The organism is Pseudomonas sp. GM102, from assembly GCF_000282555.1.
Classification (GTDB): Bacteria; Pseudomonadota; Gammaproteobacteria; order Pseudomonadales; family Pseudomonadaceae; genus Aquipseudomonas.
The window spans coordinates 1-17,190 of record NZ_AKJB01000113.1 but is presented as its reverse complement, the minus strand read 5'-3'; the positions used below and the strand labels follow the sequence as shown (position 1 = coordinate 17,190).

Sequence of the window (17,190 nt, the reverse complement as noted above, 5' to 3'; positions counted from 1 at the left end):
CGTACAGGCTGTCAGGCGTCGAGGAACGCCAAAGCCTTGGCCACGAAATCGGTATGGTGCTGGAAAATGCTGCCGTGCCCGGCGTCCTGGTAAATGATCAGTTGCGCGTTGGGGATTCGCTTCGCCAGCTCAATCGAGTTCACGGTAGGCACCATGATGTCGTTGTCCCCGTTGGCTATCAGCGTCGGCATACGCAGGCGACCGAGTTCTTGCGGCGCCTGCTTGCCCCACGCAGTAATGGCTTTTAACTGCCGTAAAAACGCGCGAGGTGTCGGGCCTTTGTCCCGGTCTTGCTGGCGTTCTTTCAATCGTTGCAAATACTCGGACGCGGCACGTTGGCCGTTGGCCGTGGTGGTAAAGAACAGGTAGAACTTGGGATCTCGTAGCGTCAGCAGACCCTTGATCATTAACGGCCAGGTCACCGAACCGACGCTGTCGATGCCTGTGCCACCGGCCGGTCCGGTTCCGGTGAGGATCAGCCTGCGCACGTGTTCGGGAGCTTTCAGGGCGATGTCTTGAGCGACGAAGCCGCCGAGTGAAAAGCCGAGCAGGTCAACCTTGTCCAAACCCAATGCACGAATAAAGCCGATGCCATCGTCAGCCATCTCGCCGACGGTCAATGGCGCAGCGCCACCCGAGCCACCGATACCGCGGTAATCGGTGGTGATGACACGCCGGTTTTTTGCCAGACCGTCAATGATCCTGGGGTCAAAGTTATCCAACACTGCCCCCCAATGGTTGAACATGACCAGCGGGACCTGCGTTCTGGGTCCCAGATCACGATAGGCGAAGGGGATCCCGCCAACCAGAACCGACTGGTTCGCCGCGTTGATAAATGACGACTGCGAACCCGGGTGATTGCTTGTAGCCATAAGGGTCATGTTTATTCCGTCCGATTGCGGGGCGAGACCGACCTGCTCGACAGGGTTCAGACTCGAGTCAAATAGCGTGGCGCCACGGCGGACTGCCTGATTTGCGACAAAAGACCCTGACGTGCGGTTTGCAGGGCATCCCAGCGCTCGCCTTCTTGCAACGGAGGAATGGTCACCGGTTCGCGACGGTCGAAGCCAACCAGTGCGGCATCGACCAGATCACCCACTTCCATGATTTCGCTCAAGGTGTTGATGTCGATACCGGCGCGGTCCCAAATCTCCGTGCGGGTGGCGGCGGGCAATACGGCTTGCACATAAACACCTTGAGGCGAAAGTTCCAGGCTCAGGCCTTGGGACAGGAACAGCACAAACGCCTTGGTCGCCCCATAGACCGACATGCCGAACTCAGGCGCCAGACCCACCACCGAACCGATGTTGATGATCGCGCCTTCACCTGCTTTGGCCAGGCGTGGCGCGATGGCGCTGGCGAGCCGCACCAGCGCAGTGGTGTTGAGGGCCACCAGTTGCGCAACGCTGTCGGTGCTTTGCTCGATGAAGTTGCCGGACTGTGCGGCGCCGGCATTGTTGACGAGGATGCCGATGCGCGCGTCATCCCGCAGGCGCGCTTCGACGGTGTGCAGGTCGCTGAGTTGAGTCAGGTCGGCCTGAAGCACTTCAATGGCGACGTTGTGTTCGCCACGCAACTTTGCGGCGAGCGTTTCCAGGCGCGAATGGTCGCGGGCGACCAACACCAGATCATGCCCGCGTTGGGCGAAACGCTCGGCGTAAACCGCGCCGATGCCAGTGGAAGCGCCAGTGATGAGCACGGTAGGGAGAGTAGTCATGATGTCAGCTCTTTATCAGGAACATGGATTGGGATTGATGCACGAATAAAACCAGCCAGTGCCTAGTTCGCGGCAGCGCTTGATTCGGCATGCGTCGGGTAGTCGATGTATCCCGCCGCACCGCCCCCGTAGAGCGTGGAGGGGTCGAAGGCGGACAGTGGCGCACCGGTCTTGAGCCGCTCCACCAGATCAGGGTTGCCGATAAATGGGCGGCCAAAGGCGATCAGGTCGGCCTTGTCATGCGCAAGGCGTGCCGTGGCCAGGTCCAGGTCATAGCCGTTGTTGGCGATGTAGGTGTTCTTGAAGCGCTGGCGCAAGGCGTCGAAATCAAAGGGCGCCACGTCGCGTGGCCCACCGGTCGCGCCTTCGACGACGTGCAGGTAAACGATGTCCAGAGCATTGAGTTGGTCGACGATGTAATCGAACTGAGCCTGTGGATCACTGCTCGATACACCATTGGCCGGCGAGACAGGCGAAAGGCGAATGCCCGTGCGATCAGCACCAATCTCGGCGGCCACCGCGGCCGTCACTTCCAGCAACAGGCGCGCACGGTTTGCGATCGAGCCGCCGTAGGCATCAGTACGCAGGTTGGCGCCGTCCTTGATGAACTGATCCAGCAAATAGCCGTTTGCACCGTGGATTTCCACGCCGTCGAAGCCTGCCGCAATGGCGTTTGCCGCCGCTTGGCGGAAATCGTTGACGATGCCCGGCAGTTCGTCAGTCTCCAGCGCTCGCGGCTTGGAAACGTCCTCGAAGCGATTGTTGACGAACACCTTGGTCGCGGGACGAAGCGCGGAAGGGGCTACCGGCGCCGCGCCTTGCTGTTGCAGATCGACGTGGGAAACACGGCCCACATGCCACAGTTGCAGGAAAATTCTCCCGCCCTTGGCGTGCACGGCATCGGTCACCTTGCGCCATCCCTCTATCTGAGCCGGTGTGTAAATGCCTGGCGTGTCCTGATAGCCCTGTCCCTGCTGCGAGATCTGCGAGGCTTCGGAAATCAGCAAGCCCGCGCTGGCTCGCTGGCTGTAATAGGCAGCAGCAAATTCACTCGGTACAAAGCCTTTTGCGGCGCGATTGCGCGTCAGCGGGGCGAGAACCACGCGGTTTGACAGCGTCAGGGCGCCAAGCGTGTAGGGGGTAAACAGATTCAGGTCGCTCATGGGTGTTTGTTCCGTGCCCGTTGGTGAATTTCATATGGCTGGCATTTAGGATGATGATCGAAATCTAAACTGTCAACAATTTTGATTATGTCCAACATCTATGTATCATCAGCCGATGAATATCCAAGCGGTAACGAGGTATCGAACATGCGAGTGACCAAAGCCCAGGCCCAGGCAAATCGGGAACACATCGTCGAAACGGCCTCGGTCATGTTTCGCGAACGCGGTTTTGACGGTGTCGGCGTGGCCGACCTGATGGCCGCTGCCGGTTTCACCCATGGCGGTTTCTACAAACATTTCGGTTCGAAGGCCGACTTGATGGCTGAGGCCTCGGCCAACAGCCTTGCGCAATCGCTGATCAGCGCTGAAGCATTGAGCATCAAGGATTTCATCGATGTGTATGTGTCCAGGGATCATCGCGACGGGCGCGCCACGGGTTGCACCATGGCGGCGTTGTGCGGCGACGCTGCGCGTCAGTCAGGCGATTTGAAGTCGGCATTCGCTGAAGGCATCGAGCGCACGTTGCAAACGCTCGGCGAAAAATACCCGACCGGGCCGGATGCGCCAGCGGGTGAGGCCAGGGAGAAAATGATCGATCTGCTGGCGCGCGCGGTCGGTACGATCATGCTATCGCGCGCCTGTCCTGACGACTCGGCGTTGGCGGATGAAATTCTGGCGGTGTGTCACGCGAAGATGACCGCATCATTACCTATTCAATCGTAGGTTCATTTCATATAGGGAATGGCTAGGGATGCCATTGACCCCTAATAAACTGGAGGTGGCTCATTACCGATCTTGATATGGTCGAAAACCTGATCTGGATTTTTCTGGCACCAATATCTGAACAAAAGGCGAGGTTCGATGCCTGCAAAATACTCACCTATCATGCTGTCGGCGGGCACCGTCAGTTTTGGCTCTGACCATTGCTGAGCTAAAACGCCTATTGGTTTTTCAGACGTACAAATTATCCAGGTAGCCTCGCCACCCCTGATGCCTGGCAAGTAGCCCATGGTTTGCACCTTATCGAACAACAAACTTAGCGTTGCGGTAGCTTCGACGTAAATTGACGTCTCATGACTGTGCATATCGTCTCCTGCATGCACGCTATCTCGATCAATGGCAACTTCCAACATAACTACTCCTTTTTACCGCTGTGCTGTCACTAGATCGACCAGCGTAGAGACCTCAGCGGCTACCTGTCCACAGTCTGCTCTTGGCCCAAAAGCTGACACGTGCCGCGTCGAGCATTGGGATCATTTTCAAACCGGACCAGCGGTATGAAGCGCTCAGTGAGCCCGGTTGACTAAAGTTCGGCCACTCATGGACGAAACCCTGAGATACGCGGGCACTGTCGGCAAAGGCGTTTCGTAATACTGCATCGGCTGACTCACACAAAAAAAACTCACCGAAATACTGAGCAGGACCAAGCGCGATCACTCGTGCAGTAAATGGAGCTTTCTGATGGCTGTAAGTCGTTTTACCACAGCATTGCTGGCACTGACCTTGGCCGGATGCGCTACAAACAACGAACACAAACCCATCGCCCCGATGCCCGAAGCCGAATACGCACAACTGATGCTGGCGCAGTCAAAAGCAGGTATCGGGTCTATTTCAGGAAAGCTTTACTTCACGGACCGCAGAGGCCAAATACGCTATGGCAACAACAGTAATATGCTGCTGTGGCCGGCAACACCCTACACAGAAAAACGAGAACAGGCCGAGCGGGATGGCGTTAAGCTGCCTGATCAATTTGACCCCAGACTTAATCCTCTCACCCGGCGTACTCACAGCAACAGCTCAGGCGAATTCCAGTTTGACGCGGTGCCGGCGGGCGCCTACTTCATATGGAGCGTTGTCGACATGAATTCACTGACAAGACGAGTAGTTGTCGAGGAAGGTCAGCAGACCACAGTGTTTCTTACCAACGATTGATCGAGGCATGTGCTGCTGGATCGCAATTTCACCACAAGGAAACAAAGGATGAACAAGTGGATACTGGCGCTCGTCTCGATGCTATCGTTGGGCGGCTGTGTCACCGCTTCAAACATGATTGAACGAGCCGATGAAAGTAAGCCCATCAGTCCCCAGAAGGCAATTATTGTCGGTTTTGTTTCCGAGGGGTTTCTCACTCAGCCCCATGGACTGAATGTGCTGCTCAAATACCATGACCCGGATTCCCAGGCGAAAGCTACGCGCATCGCTCTTACTACGCTGGACCAGAACAACGAGGTTCGTGGTACCACGCATATCATGGGCAATTCCTTCGTTTTCGAAGTACCTCCGGGCACATATGAAGTCACCCACTGGTACTACCGTTTTTATGACGGACTCAGTGCCGATCAGAAAAAGCCGCTGCTCTTCAGCGTCAAGCGTGGGGACGCCGTCTACATTGGCAACTTTCACGCAAACTCGCTGACGATGTGCCTTTCCAATCGTGACGACTTTGCAAAGGCAATTGTCGATATCAAAAAGGCTCACCCATTTCTGGCCAACGTTGCGATAACGGATCTCTCTCAGGACCTGCAATTTCCGGGCTGGCCCAATACAAAGGCCACGGATGTGTTTGGAAAAGGGCTGTGTATGGTGCAATAACGCCGACGATGTGGCTTCGTCCGCTGGCAACTGTAGTTTGCTGAAAAGCTGCCTTGGCAATCGTTGAGAGTGCTTGCAAACGGCAAGATAGTGATCAGCTTATCGCTAGCGGGCCAGCGGCATTTTCTGGCTGTTGATTTGCGACCTCGCCACTATCCAGCAATGTCCGACCCCTGAAATGCACAGGGGAGTCCGAAGGTATCAGGGAGCGATTGATGTACGGGAGTCACAAGTTTGGCTGGTGTACTCTGCTGGCAGGAGTGATGGCGCTCAGCGGTTGCACTTCAATGTTTGGGGGCAAGCAGTATGCCTTTCCCGATCCGAATGCCCCCTCTGCGACGGTTCGCCTAAAATATGAACGTGGCACCACGCTGGATGCCATGACCTTCAACGAAAAAGGTTGCTACGCGGGGTTCACGCCGCTGTCCTATACCGGTGACTTTATCGAATCGCCGATTGCAGTGGGCAAAGAGCTGGTATTGACTTACCGGAACGTAGTCGGAGGTAGCCTGTGTCAAATACCCTTTTCTTTCACGCCGCAGGACGGCGCCACCTACACCTTGAAGACCGGCTTCTGGAGTGAAACCAAGACAGGCATCCTTCCAATCTTTACCAGCGACCAGTATTACTGCGGAATTGGTGTAGTCAAAAAAGTCGGGGATCAGGAGAGCATCGAACCCATTCAACAACTGCGCATCAAGACGGGTTTTGCCTGCCTTAGGTTCGTCAAGTAGACGCAATAGGTTGCCAGGGCTCAATCCACTACAAACGACATTCCAGTGACCGCTGCTTGCCGAAAGCAAGCAGTGCTCGTGTTACCCAAATCCGCAAAATAGAAGCGTATTGTTCCCAGTCCCGTAGCGTAGAATTTCCCAGACGCCAGCCCCCACCCGAGACGGAACCTCAATGCAAACCCCCACCACCCAACACCCCCTCTGGCAAACCTACCTCCTGTTCCTCGCCCCCATGGTCCTCTCCAATTTCCTCCAATCCATGTCCGGCACCATCAACAGCATCTACATCGGCCAAATGCTCGGCACCCAGGCTCTCGCGGCGGTATCAGGCATGTTCCCCGTGGTGTTCTTCTTCATCGCCCTGGTCATCGGCCTCGGGGCCGGCGCGGGGGTGTTGATCGGTCAAGCCTGGGGCGCTCGGGAGTTGCATTTGGTGAAGGCTATCGCCGGTTCGACGTTGCTGTTGGGGGCGATGATCGGGTTGGTGGCGGCGGTGTTGGGGAGTGTGTTTGCCCGGCCGGCGTTGCAGGGTTTGGGGACGCCGGTGGATGTGCTGGACGATGCGGTGGCGTATGCACATGTGATGATGTGGATCTTGCCGTCGCTGTTGGTGTTTGTGTTATTCACGCAGTTGCTGCGTGGGGTGAGCGATACGGTGTCGCCGTTGTTGGCGCTGGTGGTGTCGACGTGTGTCGGGCTGGCGCTGACGCCGGCGTTGATTCTCGGGTGGTTGGGGTTGCCGCCGATGGGGATTCAGAGTGCGGCGTGGGCGGGGTTGGCGGGTAACTTGGCGGCGATGGTGTGGCTGGCGTGGCGGTTGATTCGCAAGGGGCATCCGTTGGCGCCGGATCGGGAGATGTTTGCCTCGATGCGGCTGGACATGGACATCCTCGGCAAGGTGTTGCGCATCGGGCTGCCGACCGGGTTGCAAATGGTGGTGCTGTCGTTGTCGGAGCTGGTGATTCTGGCGCTGGTGAATCAGCACGGTTCCCAGGCGACGGCGGCGTACGGGGCGGTGACGCAGATCGTCAATTACGTGCAGTTCCCGGCGCTGTCGATTGCGATCACGGCGTCGATCCTCGGCGCGCAGGCGATTGGGGCAGGGCGCATCGAGCGCATGGGGCCGATTTTGCGCACGGGGCTGTTGATCAACGTGTGCCTGACCGGTGGTTTGGTGGTGTTGGGTTACTTGCTGTCGCACTGGTTGCTGGGGTTGTTCCTCACGGATGATTCCACCCGGGCGATGGCCGAACACCTGTTGCACATCATGCTCTGGAGTCTGCTGGTGTTTGGCTTTCAGGCGATTGTCGGCGGCATCATGCGCGCCAGCGGCACGGTGTTGGTGCCGGTGGTGGTTACGATCGTTTGCGTGGTCGGGGTGCAGTTGCCGGTGGCGTATCTGCTGGATGCGCGCTTTGGGCTGCAAGGTGTGTGGATGGCGTTTCCGGTGGCCTATCTGGGCATGCTGATGCTGCAGACGCTGTATTACAAAATAGTCTGGCAGCATCAGAAGATTGAGCGGTTGGTGTAGGGCCTTCGTTTGAGTGCGAAATTGCACTCCACTTGACCACCTGTTTGCATTCGACCTGACCAATAATTTGCATCGCATCTGACCACCGGTTGCATGGGATTTGACCGTCATGCTTCGTAACCGTGATAGGCAGAGAATTGCGCATTGCAGCCCTTCTCGACAGGTAGCAATCGGCCAGAAGCGGACGCTGGACAGCGCACGACAGCATGTCTCTGAGATCGCAATCCAACGTCATTAACGATGCTGATCACATGTCTACGCCCAGGCTATTCGCTAACGCCCTCAGCTTCAGTGTTACGGCGATGATCTCGTCTTTCGTCATTCCACAATATGTAGGGAGTGATTCGGACGGAATGTGCTGCGCGAGAGCTGGCCCACATGCAATGAGATACCTAAGCTCTCGGTTGGTCACCGTGAGGTTTACACATTCAATATCGGAAAGATCGTCCATTCAAATCCCAAGCGAACCCAGAGCTGTCGTTATTCCACATTTATACACCTGCGCCTCACAATCTGTCAGTGATGTTCCCAATCACCCTTGGCTAATTGTGCTTTCTGACACTGTCCGCTTTGGGTCGATTGCAGCCCTTCGCGACAGACTGCAATCGGCCAGGAGCGGACAGATCTAACCCTACTCGGACTTGCCACCTTGGGGTCTGTCTCAGTGATTGACTGCTTGGGTTTGACTATAAAGCTTGGCACTACTCAAACCGGGGGAGACGTCGCCATCATGCAAACCCCGGCCAGGTTAGACACCTAGACTCGCTCAGTGACGAGTTTCTTTTGGAATCAAACAAAAGTAGCCAAGCAGCCTGGCTGGAACTTTCTAGCGAATTGGTCTTGACTAAGAACGGGGTTTTCCACTTAAGAATTAGAGGTAGCTGGAGCATGAAAAACGCACTCCTCTTCATCTTCGCCACACTTACAGCTGCCTTTGCCTCGACGTCCTACATGCTGTACACCAATCAGCAAGGCAAACCTATCGGCAGCCTACCAGATCAGTTGGCCAAAACTCCTCAATTTGCACCATCCGCCAAGACTTACCAAGGCCAAATATTTGTAGTTACGCGGGGCGGTGAAAGCATCCCACTTGGGGGTCTCTTCGTGTCGTTTCATTCCCTGCAAGTGATCAAAGACTATGAACTTAGAATGTACCAGGCATTGGCCTCCGATGTAGCCAAATACTCTGAAAAATTTGAAAAACAGTATATGAAATATGCGGCCACCGAAGCTATATACAACGAAGTAGTAGAGAAACAGCAATACAAAAAATATAAAACAATTCGCGGAATGTTGGATGATGAAGAGAGGTACCTGCGATATGCCTACGAAAATCTACTCTATGTATCCGGTGCTAAGCCCTACGCTGAGGCAGCGCCGGAGTCGGCGATCACCACTCAGACCGATGCCAGCGGCAAATTCAGCCTGACACTTCCTGCAGATGAGCCACTTGTTGCCGCCACTTGCACGTCGCGGGAGGTTTCGGATAAGACCGAACGGTACTGCTGGTTCATCAACATGGATGGCTCAAAAGCGGTACTGATGAACAACCACAACGTGCTGGGGAAACGCTCGGACGATTCCGCTATCAAAACTCCAGGCCTGCCCCTGGATTGCAAACAATGGCAGGAATGCGCCGCCGTCGTATATGCGGTCAAACAGGCTTATGCGCCATACGCCGTGACCGCAGCAAAGTAAAGCGAAGCAAAAATTTAAGGTTATTCGCGGACTCTGGGGGTACGAGCGAGTTGATCGTCTGGGAAGCAGGTAAATCGGCAGTCCCCAAACACACCCTTCACCTGCCCCTGCTGTCGCCGTGCATCCTACTGATCTTGCCGCTTTCTGGTCAGGCTACGAAGTCGTCGCCTCTCGCCCCGCTGCTGACAACACCCTGCTGATTGAGTTGGAACCCCAAGCCATGCGAGTGCCCCAGTGTAGGGGCTGTCGGCAGCCAACTCCTTTGATCCACGAACGACGCCTGTTGGCCGTTTTCTGTCGGTCGCGACAGGCAGAAAACGGCCAATAGCAGTCATTCATGACGGGCTGCTTTCGGCTTAAGAAGCCAAGGGGGTAGACTCGGTTTTGGCTATATCTATGTTCGTGGATGAATGTGGAGTTCACAGCTAACGTCTAATTGTTAGTTTTCCAGAGTGATAATCGTCGTTGCCGAAGATTTTCTCTAACGAGCTCGAGCGATTTTTTACGAAAACTCAACAGTAAAGAGTTGTTAGAAGGTTCCATTTTTTGGAAATATTCTGTAAGTCCAAAGTTAAAAATACATACTTTACCTGTCGTGCCTTCTAGGATGGAAGGCGTGGATTTTCGATAGGGGTCGTATATGCTCATTGAAACGTCAGGCACCTCCATCCACTGGCGAAAGAACTCGTTGATATGGAGATCTCCAAAGCCGTAGCCAATAACGTCAAGCTCAGTAACAGCAGACATCCTTTTCTTGAATTCTTCGAAGAAAGCCACTGGAGCTATTTGATCGAATGTGCCTTTAAATTTATGCGCACCGGACAGCAATGAACGCCTCAGAAACTGAATCTCGCCATCCTTATCAGTAACATCTAACTCTCCGACGGTCCTGATTTTCAATCGCTGACTTAACTCAAGACTTTTATTCTCAATTTTTCGGATTTCTTGAGCGTGCCCTCCAATAGACGTATTCGGAGGTGGTGCACATTTGAGATAAAGATTTCTATCCTCGACGGCAAACATATCAAGAGAGCCGTGAAGCTTTATAAGATTCACACCAACCTCTTCTGGCCCGAAAAAGTTGAATTCGCCATTGTTCAGTTGCTCTTTAGTCAGAGACTTAAATTTTGCAATATTGGAGTAGCGTTCAGTCGTGTGATCGAAGAACCCATCTTTACACTCCACATTGTGGAATCTGCAGATTTCTTCAAAGTTAATATCGTGATTCAGTGAGAAAACATGAAGGCATGGATGCTTGTTGAGCAGGCCTCTAATGCCTGAATAGTCTTTTGCTTTTTCTGCAAGCAAATTGGTTGTGAATAATTGATCTTCGAGCAAGAGAATCTGCACGCAGTCCACAAGTTGAAGCGCAGTAGTGCGTGCGATATCCGAGCTAGGGCCACGCTCAAACTGGAGAGTCTCCAACACACCAATCATTTGTTCGTAATGAAGATTTGGGTCAGAAAGAATGGCCTCAAATCGAGCTCGAAAGCTTGGATCCTTTCGAAAGTCGAAGAGTTTAGAGTCCAGCCTTTTCAGTACGTTGGCTCTTAGCCCATTTGTAAACTCCCATACAAGCGGCATTCCGCATTCATAGGAGGCGCCTGCTCCCAAAAAAAGAGCTTTCATTGGTTTTCTCTACCCTACGTTGTATGTCGTTCCAAGCTTAGTCGATACTTGAGTGCAGGCTTCGGCTGTCCAGTGGATAGGCAAGCTGGCATCTCACAGAATGAAGCAACCGTCCGCTATTGGCCCAGGCTGTGTAAAAACGCATTACACGTTTTGACGCGTGTGCTCCTACGCGAAATCTACTGACGATCGGCAGCTTAGGAGCCCGGAAGTTTGCGTAGGAACGCGATTTTTCAAGCGATTCGGGTTCGCAGTATCGATCAAAAACGTTTTTACACAGCCTCGGCCGGTAGCAGCCCATTTCTGCTCTGCCACGAATATGGCAGCCGTTACTCGGTTGTGCGCCCTTTGGACACCGCAAGCTTCCTTTGCACGAACTGCCGAAATCCTTCGAAGTCAAGCGATTGAGCCTCGCCTGTTGTTTCAAGCAAGTGCTCTTCTTCAATCGGTGTGGCTATCTCGCTTCCCAGGATACGCAAGCGTAGGCGGAGTCTGCCGATGCCCTGCGGGACGATAGCTAGAGTTTCGGATCTGCCTTGCTCACCCGGCAATAGAGAGCCAAAACGCACGTGAACTATAGGTTTTGACTCGTTCTCATCAATTACCAACAAGCTTGAGTTCTGACTTGTCAACACGTGTGGGGCAGTGGTTAGTCTATCGACGAAATTCCATTGTGGCTTCGGTTTAGTCGGCACCTCACTTGCCTCAAGTAACTGAAAGCGCTGGTCATCAAGCGCGTCAATTACTACCTCAAGCTTCGCGTTTGTAAGTTGAACCCCGGATTGATTCAACAGTAAAAACTGCACCGCGATAAGCGCTTCATCTAATTTTATGTACTCGGCGTATTCTCTCCAGAAATCACTATTGTCTCGCTCCATGTTGGAGTAAGCCTGGAACTCAAATGGATTTGAAGGTTTTCGGGCTTTCTTAAAGTCTGGAAATTCCTCGGTAAACTCCAAGTATGTTCGTGCGAATGTGCTGGGCAGGGCCTCGTTATTTGGCGCGATCAATGAAAGATCTAATCGTATATCTCCACGTCCGCTGTCGTCGTTTACCATCGCGGCGATTTCTGTAGGCTCCGCTTCGTCGGTGCTGCTGCCCCGGCGCACGTACACGACGTTGCTCTTTATTTTTCCGTAGGCATTGGCGAGATAGAATGGACGCTTTTGCTTCGGAATGGTGATAACACCTACGGTCTTCCCTTCATACAGGTGCTCTTCGTAGCGAAATGTCAGCTTCGGTTTTACTTTACCGTTAATGAATTGCTGTATCTGCGCATCGTCGATACTCTCTCGAATACCGACGACTTCCGCCGGGTGGGGGCGTTGATCCTTGAACCCTAGAAGGATGTAACCTGTGCTATCACGCCACGAATTGGCAATCGCTAGTATGTCTTTAAGCATCTCCGATTTATCGAGTTCACTTGCACCGTTGAAGCGATACTGCGCAGACTTAAAGTCAATGTCAGGGCCTTCGCTCTTGTAGCGTAACGTATTCAGCAGTTCGATCATCGGCATTCGCTCTCTGGTTCGATAACGGCTTATATTGTGGAGGTTAACTGCGATCAGGTTAGTTCAGCAGGGGCTTAGTAAAGCTTGATATTCCCGGATATCCAGGGAGTTGACATTATCATTGCCTGCTCTCGCCGTGTGCCATTCGGCTCGGATGCTGACGCGACGCGTGTAACAGGTACGACTGCTTTTGACCGTTTTCTGCCTATCGCGACGGGCCGCAAACGACCCGCAGCGGGGTTTAGCTGACTAATGTCAACCATGGCCAGCGCTCCCGATAGCTAGCCGCTTTTTGGCTAAACAAGCTAGGCAGAGGGTTCAGTTCGTTTAGTCTGAGCAGGTTGTTCTGAAGATCGTCCAAGCCGTGTGTGCTGTACAGCTCCCCTGTGTAGACATCAACTCCCAGGCAGGTCGAGTTGATCAGATAACGATCTATGCCATCGGTTACCTTTCTCAATTGAGAATAGGCAGCGCCGAATTTGGATTCGTACCACAAGTGAACGCGGGCCTGATTGCGTACCTCTATGTTGACGTCGAGATGCGAACAGGCATGACGAACCCGTGTGATCACTCGATCCTCGGCTTCCAATGAAAGATCCTCATCGAAATAAGCGATGTCGTAATCCTTGATTCCCCATTCGGCAGGCTGTCCTGCTTGATGATTCCAGAAGGTCTGGAACAGACATCCCGCTGTCAGCATGCAGTGAGGGACTTCCAGCGTCGGCAGGAGCGTCAGCAATTGCTGGTTGATTACGTTTCCTTTGGCGAACGCCAGTACTTGCTCGTTGGTCAGTGAATGCATCAATACCCTCCATGGTGGCTGGAGGTGAGCTTACCCGACCGAGGCCTTGGGTGAATTATTTAATGTCCGCTTTTGGCCGTTCTCTGCCGGTCATGGCCACGAAGCATGCTGGTTAAAATCCGATGCAAATAACTGGTCAGGTCGAATGCAAATGGGTGGGTAAGTCTGTGCAATTACCCATTTGCGTATCAAGCGCTGCTCTTGAGCCAGTTCTCGAAGCGCGTCGGCCCGATGATGGGGTGTTCTCCCGGCGTGAGCGAGTGGTCATCGATGGGCGCGCCGAAGTAGGGGACCGTGTCGTCCGCTTGGGCCTGGCGCGGGTCGTTGGTGTGTTGCAAAAACAGGCGCACGAATTCCACCAGCGGCCAGCGCTCTGGGCCTGCGACCTCCAATGTCTTATTGCTCGGTGCTTGCACGGCGACCTTCGCCAGCGCCGTCGCGACATCGACCGCGGCAATCGGTTGCAGCTCGGCGGAGGTCAGGCGGACGGTGTCGCCGTCCTGAGCGCCCGAGTGCGAAATCGCCCCGATGAATTCGAAGAACTGCGTGGCCCGCAATATTGTGTAGGGAATGCCTGAGTACTTGATTAGTGTTTCCTGGGCCATTTTCGCCCGGAAGTAACCGCTGTCGAGCATGCGCTCGGTGCCCACCACCGACAGGGCGACATGGTGTTTGACGCCGGCGGTTTTCTCGGCGGCGAGCAGGTTACGCCCGCTGGTTTCGAAGAATTCGAGTACGGCAGCGTCTTCGAAGGAGGGCGAGTTGGCCACGTCGACCACCACGTCGGCGCCTTGCAAGGCGGTTTGCAGTCCTTCGCCGGTGAGGGCGTTGACGCCGGTGCTGGGTGAAGCGGCCAGGGTTTCATGCCCCAGGTCTTGCAGGTTTTTGCACAGGTGTCTGCCGATCAGCCCGGTACCGCCAATGACGACGATTTTCATGACGAGTCTCCCGATGCGATGTCAGTCCTGAGTGTCGTATGGGTGGACAGATCGAGGAGCTGACGTTGAATCCTGCAACCATTAAAGACCCGCAATGGAACTGCTTGGTGTTGTCCGATAGGTGGTTCGCTCAGACGACGATCGGGTCAACTTGAAAAAATGCAGAGATGCGCACAAAAAGACCGGAAAAACAGATTGGCGGGAATGTTATATTGCCAGCCTTTGTATCCCGTCATGTTTTGAAACATGACGGTGTGTTTGAGGGCGACTCAAACGGCTTTTCAGTATCCAGCAGTAAGATTAATAACGCGCCGAGGATTGGGCGCAAGGCTTCGTTATGCATGGCAGGAGGCGTTACATGCGTTGTGTTCTTTCACTGCTGATCACGCTGGTCTGCGCCCAGGTGGCATGGGCCGAGCCCACGGCCGAGTTGTCGGAACCGGTGGGCGGCTGGCGCTATCACGGCCTGCTGGACCGTAGTGAAAACCCTCGAGTCGCCTATCCCACGCCGCCCATCGACCGGGGCGTGCAGCGCAATCGCACGATGATCGAAGGCCAACTCAAGGCTCTCGGCACGTTGCGTCCGCCCCATAGCCTGGCGGTCAACGGCAATCCCCTGAATTTGTACACCGACGACCAAGGGCGTTTCGCCCGGCCGTATGCGTTCGGCGCCGGCTCCAACAGCGTCGAAGTGCGCAGTTCCGAGGGCAAGTCGCTCAAGCGCGTTCAATTCTACGAAGCCAACAACCTGCGCACGCCGGCGCGAATTCGCGTGGTGCTGGGTTGGGACGATTCCAAGGCCGAACTTGACCTGCACATCATTACCCCCGACGGCCAGCATGCGTTCTGGGCTCGCCCTGCAATGAGCAACGGCGGCGGCCTGGACCCGGACGGGGTCGATGGCCCCGGCCCGGAAATGTTCACCATGACCGCGCCGATGCATGGCACTTATCTGGTTTACGTGAACTATTGGGGCAACTTCGGCAGCGGCGGCTATAACTTCGATGAGACCAGCAACCAGAACGAGGTGATCACCTCGCAAATCAATCTGGTGCTCAACGAAAACACCGTCGACGAAAAACGCGAGACCTTCATCGTGCCTTTGCGAGCGATCGGCGACCTGCTGCTGGTCAAGACTTTCAACTATTAAACATCCCGCACCACGGATGAATTGGGTTTGTGAACATGAGTGATAACACTGTTTCCCCGGGCGTTTCGCCTGCCGCCAACACTTCCCGTCGCTGGCCGGCGCTGGTCATCGGGCTGTGCCTGGTGGCCGGCGTGGCGGGCGGGTTGGGATGGTTCCTGAACCAACCCAAGGCTCCGCCTGCGGAACTGGCCAGTGACAAGCTGGGCATGAGCCGGCCGGACGGTTTGCTCGAAACCCACTCCCTGAGCCAACTGCCCAAGGATCTGCTGGCGGTGCCGTTTCTCAAGGAAACCCTGACCGAAGATTTCGTCTTCTATTACGAAGCCCACGCCGACCGTCTCGGTTTGATCGGCAGCTTGCGGCGGATCATTTACGAGCATGACCTGAAATTGCAGGACAGCCTGATCGAGCAGCTGTTCGATCAACCGGCGGACGTGGCGCTGTGGCGTGGGGCGGATGGGCGTCTCAAGGATTTTCTGTTGGTGATGGATCGTGGCGGGCTGGCCAAGGTGCTGGAGCCGCTGGCAAAAGTGGCGCTGGATGATACGCAGCTGAGCAAGCTGGCTGAAATCAAGGTCGCCGGCGATGTGGTGCCGCTTTATCAACTCACCTACAACAACAGCAAAGCGCTGCTGTTCGCCTCTCATGGCGACAAACTGGTGGTGCTGTCCAACCCGGCCAAGCTTTATGACGCCGGCCACGGTCCAGTCGAAGAACCCGGCATGGTCTCGACCGAATCGCTGGAAGCACTGCTCGGTGGCCAGAAACTGTTCCCCGAAGCCTTCGGCCTGCAACCCCGCGCGCCTGAGGTAAAACAACGCCTCTCGGTCAATTCCAGCGTCCTGGCCATGGGTTATCAGCGCTTCATCCCGAACTTCGCCGGCCTGCGTTTCGACATGGACGACAAGGGCTGGCACAGTTTCCTCGCCATGGATGAACTGGAAAACCAGCCCGACTTCGACTTCAAACCGATCTGGCAGGCCATGCCGATGGGCGCCAGTGCTTGCGTGACCTTGCCGCTGGCCGCCGAGCAACAGAAACCGCTGCTGGTGAAACTCGGCGCCGACGACGCCGTGGCCCAAGCCCTGACCGAACACATGGCCGGTGCCGCCGGCCTGTGCTGGTACGCCGATTCGCGGTTGTACACGCCGCTGCTGGTGGCCAGCCTGAACGACGATGATAGCGCCAAACTCGACGGCGACCTGGGCAACCTGTTCGGCTCGATGGTCGGCGCCTACGAAGGCAACGTCGCCGAGCACGCGTTCCCGGTGGTCGAGAAACAGGAAGGCCAGACCCACCAGTGGCAGCGCCAGGTCAGCTCCAATTTCGGCCCCTATAAAGCCAAGGATGCCGAGCAACCGGACGCGATCACCGGCAAAGCCTTTATGCGCGTCAGCCTGGCTCGCCACGGTTCGACGCTGCTGTTCTCCCTGGACGACAAACTGGTCGACAAAGCCCTCGGCACCCTCGACAAACGCTTCCCGCCCATGGCTGACGTCGTGCCGAAAGACCTGCTGATGCCGATCTATTTCGGCCCGGACTCCATGGCGCAACTGATGCAACAGGAAACCCTCGACAGCCTGCCGCAAGACATGGAGCCGGTGTTCTACAACGCCGCGCAAACCTACCTGATCCCGAAACTGCGCACCCTCGGCGGCTATGGCAAATATGCCCTGACCTTGCCTAAAGGCAGCGAGCCCGACGGCCACTGGCAGTGGCTGGCGC

The 17,190-nt window shown here is 55.2% G+C and carries 16 protein-coding genes; 8 read left to right on the top strand and 8 right to left on the bottom strand.

Annotated features, from left to right (window positions below; genetic code table 11):
- Positions 1 to 11: 11 nt before the first annotated feature.
- The 3 genes from PMI18_RS05085 to PMI18_RS05095 all read right to left on the bottom strand — a co-directional run bounded on the left by PMI18_RS05085 (position 12) and on the right by PMI18_RS05095 (position 2,880).
- The gene (locus PMI18_RS05085; RefSeq protein ID WP_007905708.1) at positions 12 to 881 is read right to left on the bottom strand and encodes an alpha/beta fold hydrolase; all 870 of its coding nucleotides are present in this window, start codon (positions 879 to 881) and stop codon (positions 12 to 14) included.
- Positions 882 to 928: 47 nt separating this feature from the next.
- Positions 929 to 1,717 carry an SDR family NAD(P)-dependent oxidoreductase gene (locus PMI18_RS05090; RefSeq protein ID WP_007905706.1) on the bottom strand — a complete coding sequence of 263 codons (789 nt, stop codon included), beginning with the start codon at positions 1,715 to 1,717 and terminating at the stop codon, positions 929 to 931.
- Positions 1,718 to 1,779: 62 nt separating this feature from the next.
- Entirely contained in the window at positions 1,780 to 2,880 is a 1,101-nt protein-coding gene (locus PMI18_RS05095; protein WP_007905705.1) for an alkene reductase, read from the bottom strand.
- A gap of 147 nt (positions 2,881 to 3,027) precedes the next feature.
- Here PMI18_RS05095 and PMI18_RS05100 point away from each other — a divergent pair, with 147 nt between their 5' ends.
- The gene (locus tag PMI18_RS05100; RefSeq protein ID WP_007905704.1) at positions 3,028 to 3,603 is read left to right on the top strand and encodes a TetR/AcrR family transcriptional regulator; all 576 of its coding nucleotides are present in this window, start codon (positions 3,028 to 3,030) and stop codon (positions 3,601 to 3,603) included.
- A 41-nt stretch (positions 3,604 to 3,644) separates the two neighbouring features.
- Here the strand turns inward: PMI18_RS05100 and PMI18_RS05105 are convergent, their stop codons facing one another.
- Positions 3,645 to 4,013, bottom strand: coding sequence for a hypothetical protein (locus tag PMI18_RS05105; protein ID WP_033036837.1), 369 nt, complete (start codon positions 4,011 to 4,013; stop codon positions 3,645 to 3,647).
- A gap of 328 nt (positions 4,014 to 4,341) precedes the next feature.
- Here PMI18_RS05105 and PMI18_RS05110 point away from each other — a divergent pair, with 328 nt between their 5' ends.
- The 5 genes from PMI18_RS05110 (at position 4,342) to PMI18_RS05130 (ending at position 9,435) form a co-directional block, all read left to right on the top strand.
- Positions 4,342 to 4,812: a carboxypeptidase-like regulatory domain-containing protein gene (locus tag PMI18_RS05110; protein ID WP_007905701.1), complete on the top strand. Its 471-nt coding sequence runs from the start codon at positions 4,342 to 4,344 to the stop codon at positions 4,810 to 4,812.
- Between the two features lie 48 nt (positions 4,813 to 4,860).
- Positions 4,861 to 5,472, top strand: a complete 612-nt coding sequence (locus PMI18_RS05115; protein WP_007905698.1) for a hypothetical protein — start codon at positions 4,861 to 4,863, stop codon at positions 5,470 to 5,472.
- Between the two features lie 215 nt (positions 5,473 to 5,687).
- Positions 5,688 to 6,206 (top strand): hypothetical protein, encoded by a 519-nt coding sequence (locus PMI18_RS05120; RefSeq protein WP_007905696.1) that lies wholly within the window; start codon positions 5,688 to 5,690, stop codon positions 6,204 to 6,206.
- 172 nt (positions 6,207 to 6,378) lie between these two features.
- A complete protein-coding gene (locus PMI18_RS05125; protein ID WP_007905694.1) occupies positions 6,379 to 7,737 on the top strand; it encodes an MATE family efflux transporter in 1,359 nt (452 codons plus the stop codon).
- A gap of 888 nt (positions 7,738 to 8,625) precedes the next feature.
- Complete coding sequence (locus tag PMI18_RS05130; protein WP_007905692.1) at positions 8,626 to 9,435, top strand: hypothetical protein; 810 nt, start codon at positions 8,626 to 8,628, stop codon at positions 9,433 to 9,435.
- 432 nt (positions 9,436 to 9,867) lie between these two features.
- Here the strand turns inward: PMI18_RS05130 and PMI18_RS05135 are convergent, their stop codons facing one another.
- The 4 genes from PMI18_RS05135 to PMI18_RS05150 all read right to left on the bottom strand — a co-directional run bounded on the left by PMI18_RS05135 (position 9,868) and on the right by PMI18_RS05150 (position 14,315).
- Complete coding sequence (locus tag PMI18_RS05135) at positions 9,868 to 11,064, bottom strand: hypothetical protein (RefSeq protein WP_007905690.1); 1,197 nt, start codon at positions 11,062 to 11,064, stop codon at positions 9,868 to 9,870.
- Positions 11,065 to 11,393: 329 nt separating this feature from the next.
- Entirely contained in the window at positions 11,394 to 12,575 is a 1,182-nt protein-coding gene (locus PMI18_RS05140; RefSeq protein ID WP_157221686.1) for an AlbA family DNA-binding domain-containing protein, read from the bottom strand.
- A gap of 241 nt (positions 12,576 to 12,816) precedes the next feature.
- Entirely contained in the window at positions 12,817 to 13,377 is a 561-nt protein-coding gene (locus tag PMI18_RS05145; RefSeq protein ID WP_007905688.1) for a nucleotidyltransferase family protein, read from the bottom strand.
- A gap of 188 nt (positions 13,378 to 13,565) precedes the next feature.
- The gene (locus PMI18_RS05150) at positions 13,566 to 14,315 is read right to left on the bottom strand and encodes an SDR family oxidoreductase (RefSeq protein WP_007905686.1); all 750 of its coding nucleotides are present in this window, start codon (positions 14,313 to 14,315) and stop codon (positions 13,566 to 13,568) included.
- Positions 14,316 to 14,673: 358 nt separating this feature from the next.
- Between PMI18_RS05150 and PMI18_RS05155 the strand changes: the two genes are divergently transcribed.
- Both PMI18_RS05155 and PMI18_RS05160 read left to right on the top strand, forming a co-directional pair.
- Entirely contained in the window at positions 14,674 to 15,465 is a 792-nt protein-coding gene (locus PMI18_RS05155; protein ID WP_007905680.1) for a YfaP family protein, read from the top strand.
- 35 nt (positions 15,466 to 15,500) lie between these two features.
- Positions 15,501 to 17,190: DUF2138 domain-containing protein (locus tag PMI18_RS05160; protein WP_007905678.1), on the top strand; the 1,690-nt coding region annotated here is incomplete at its 3' end.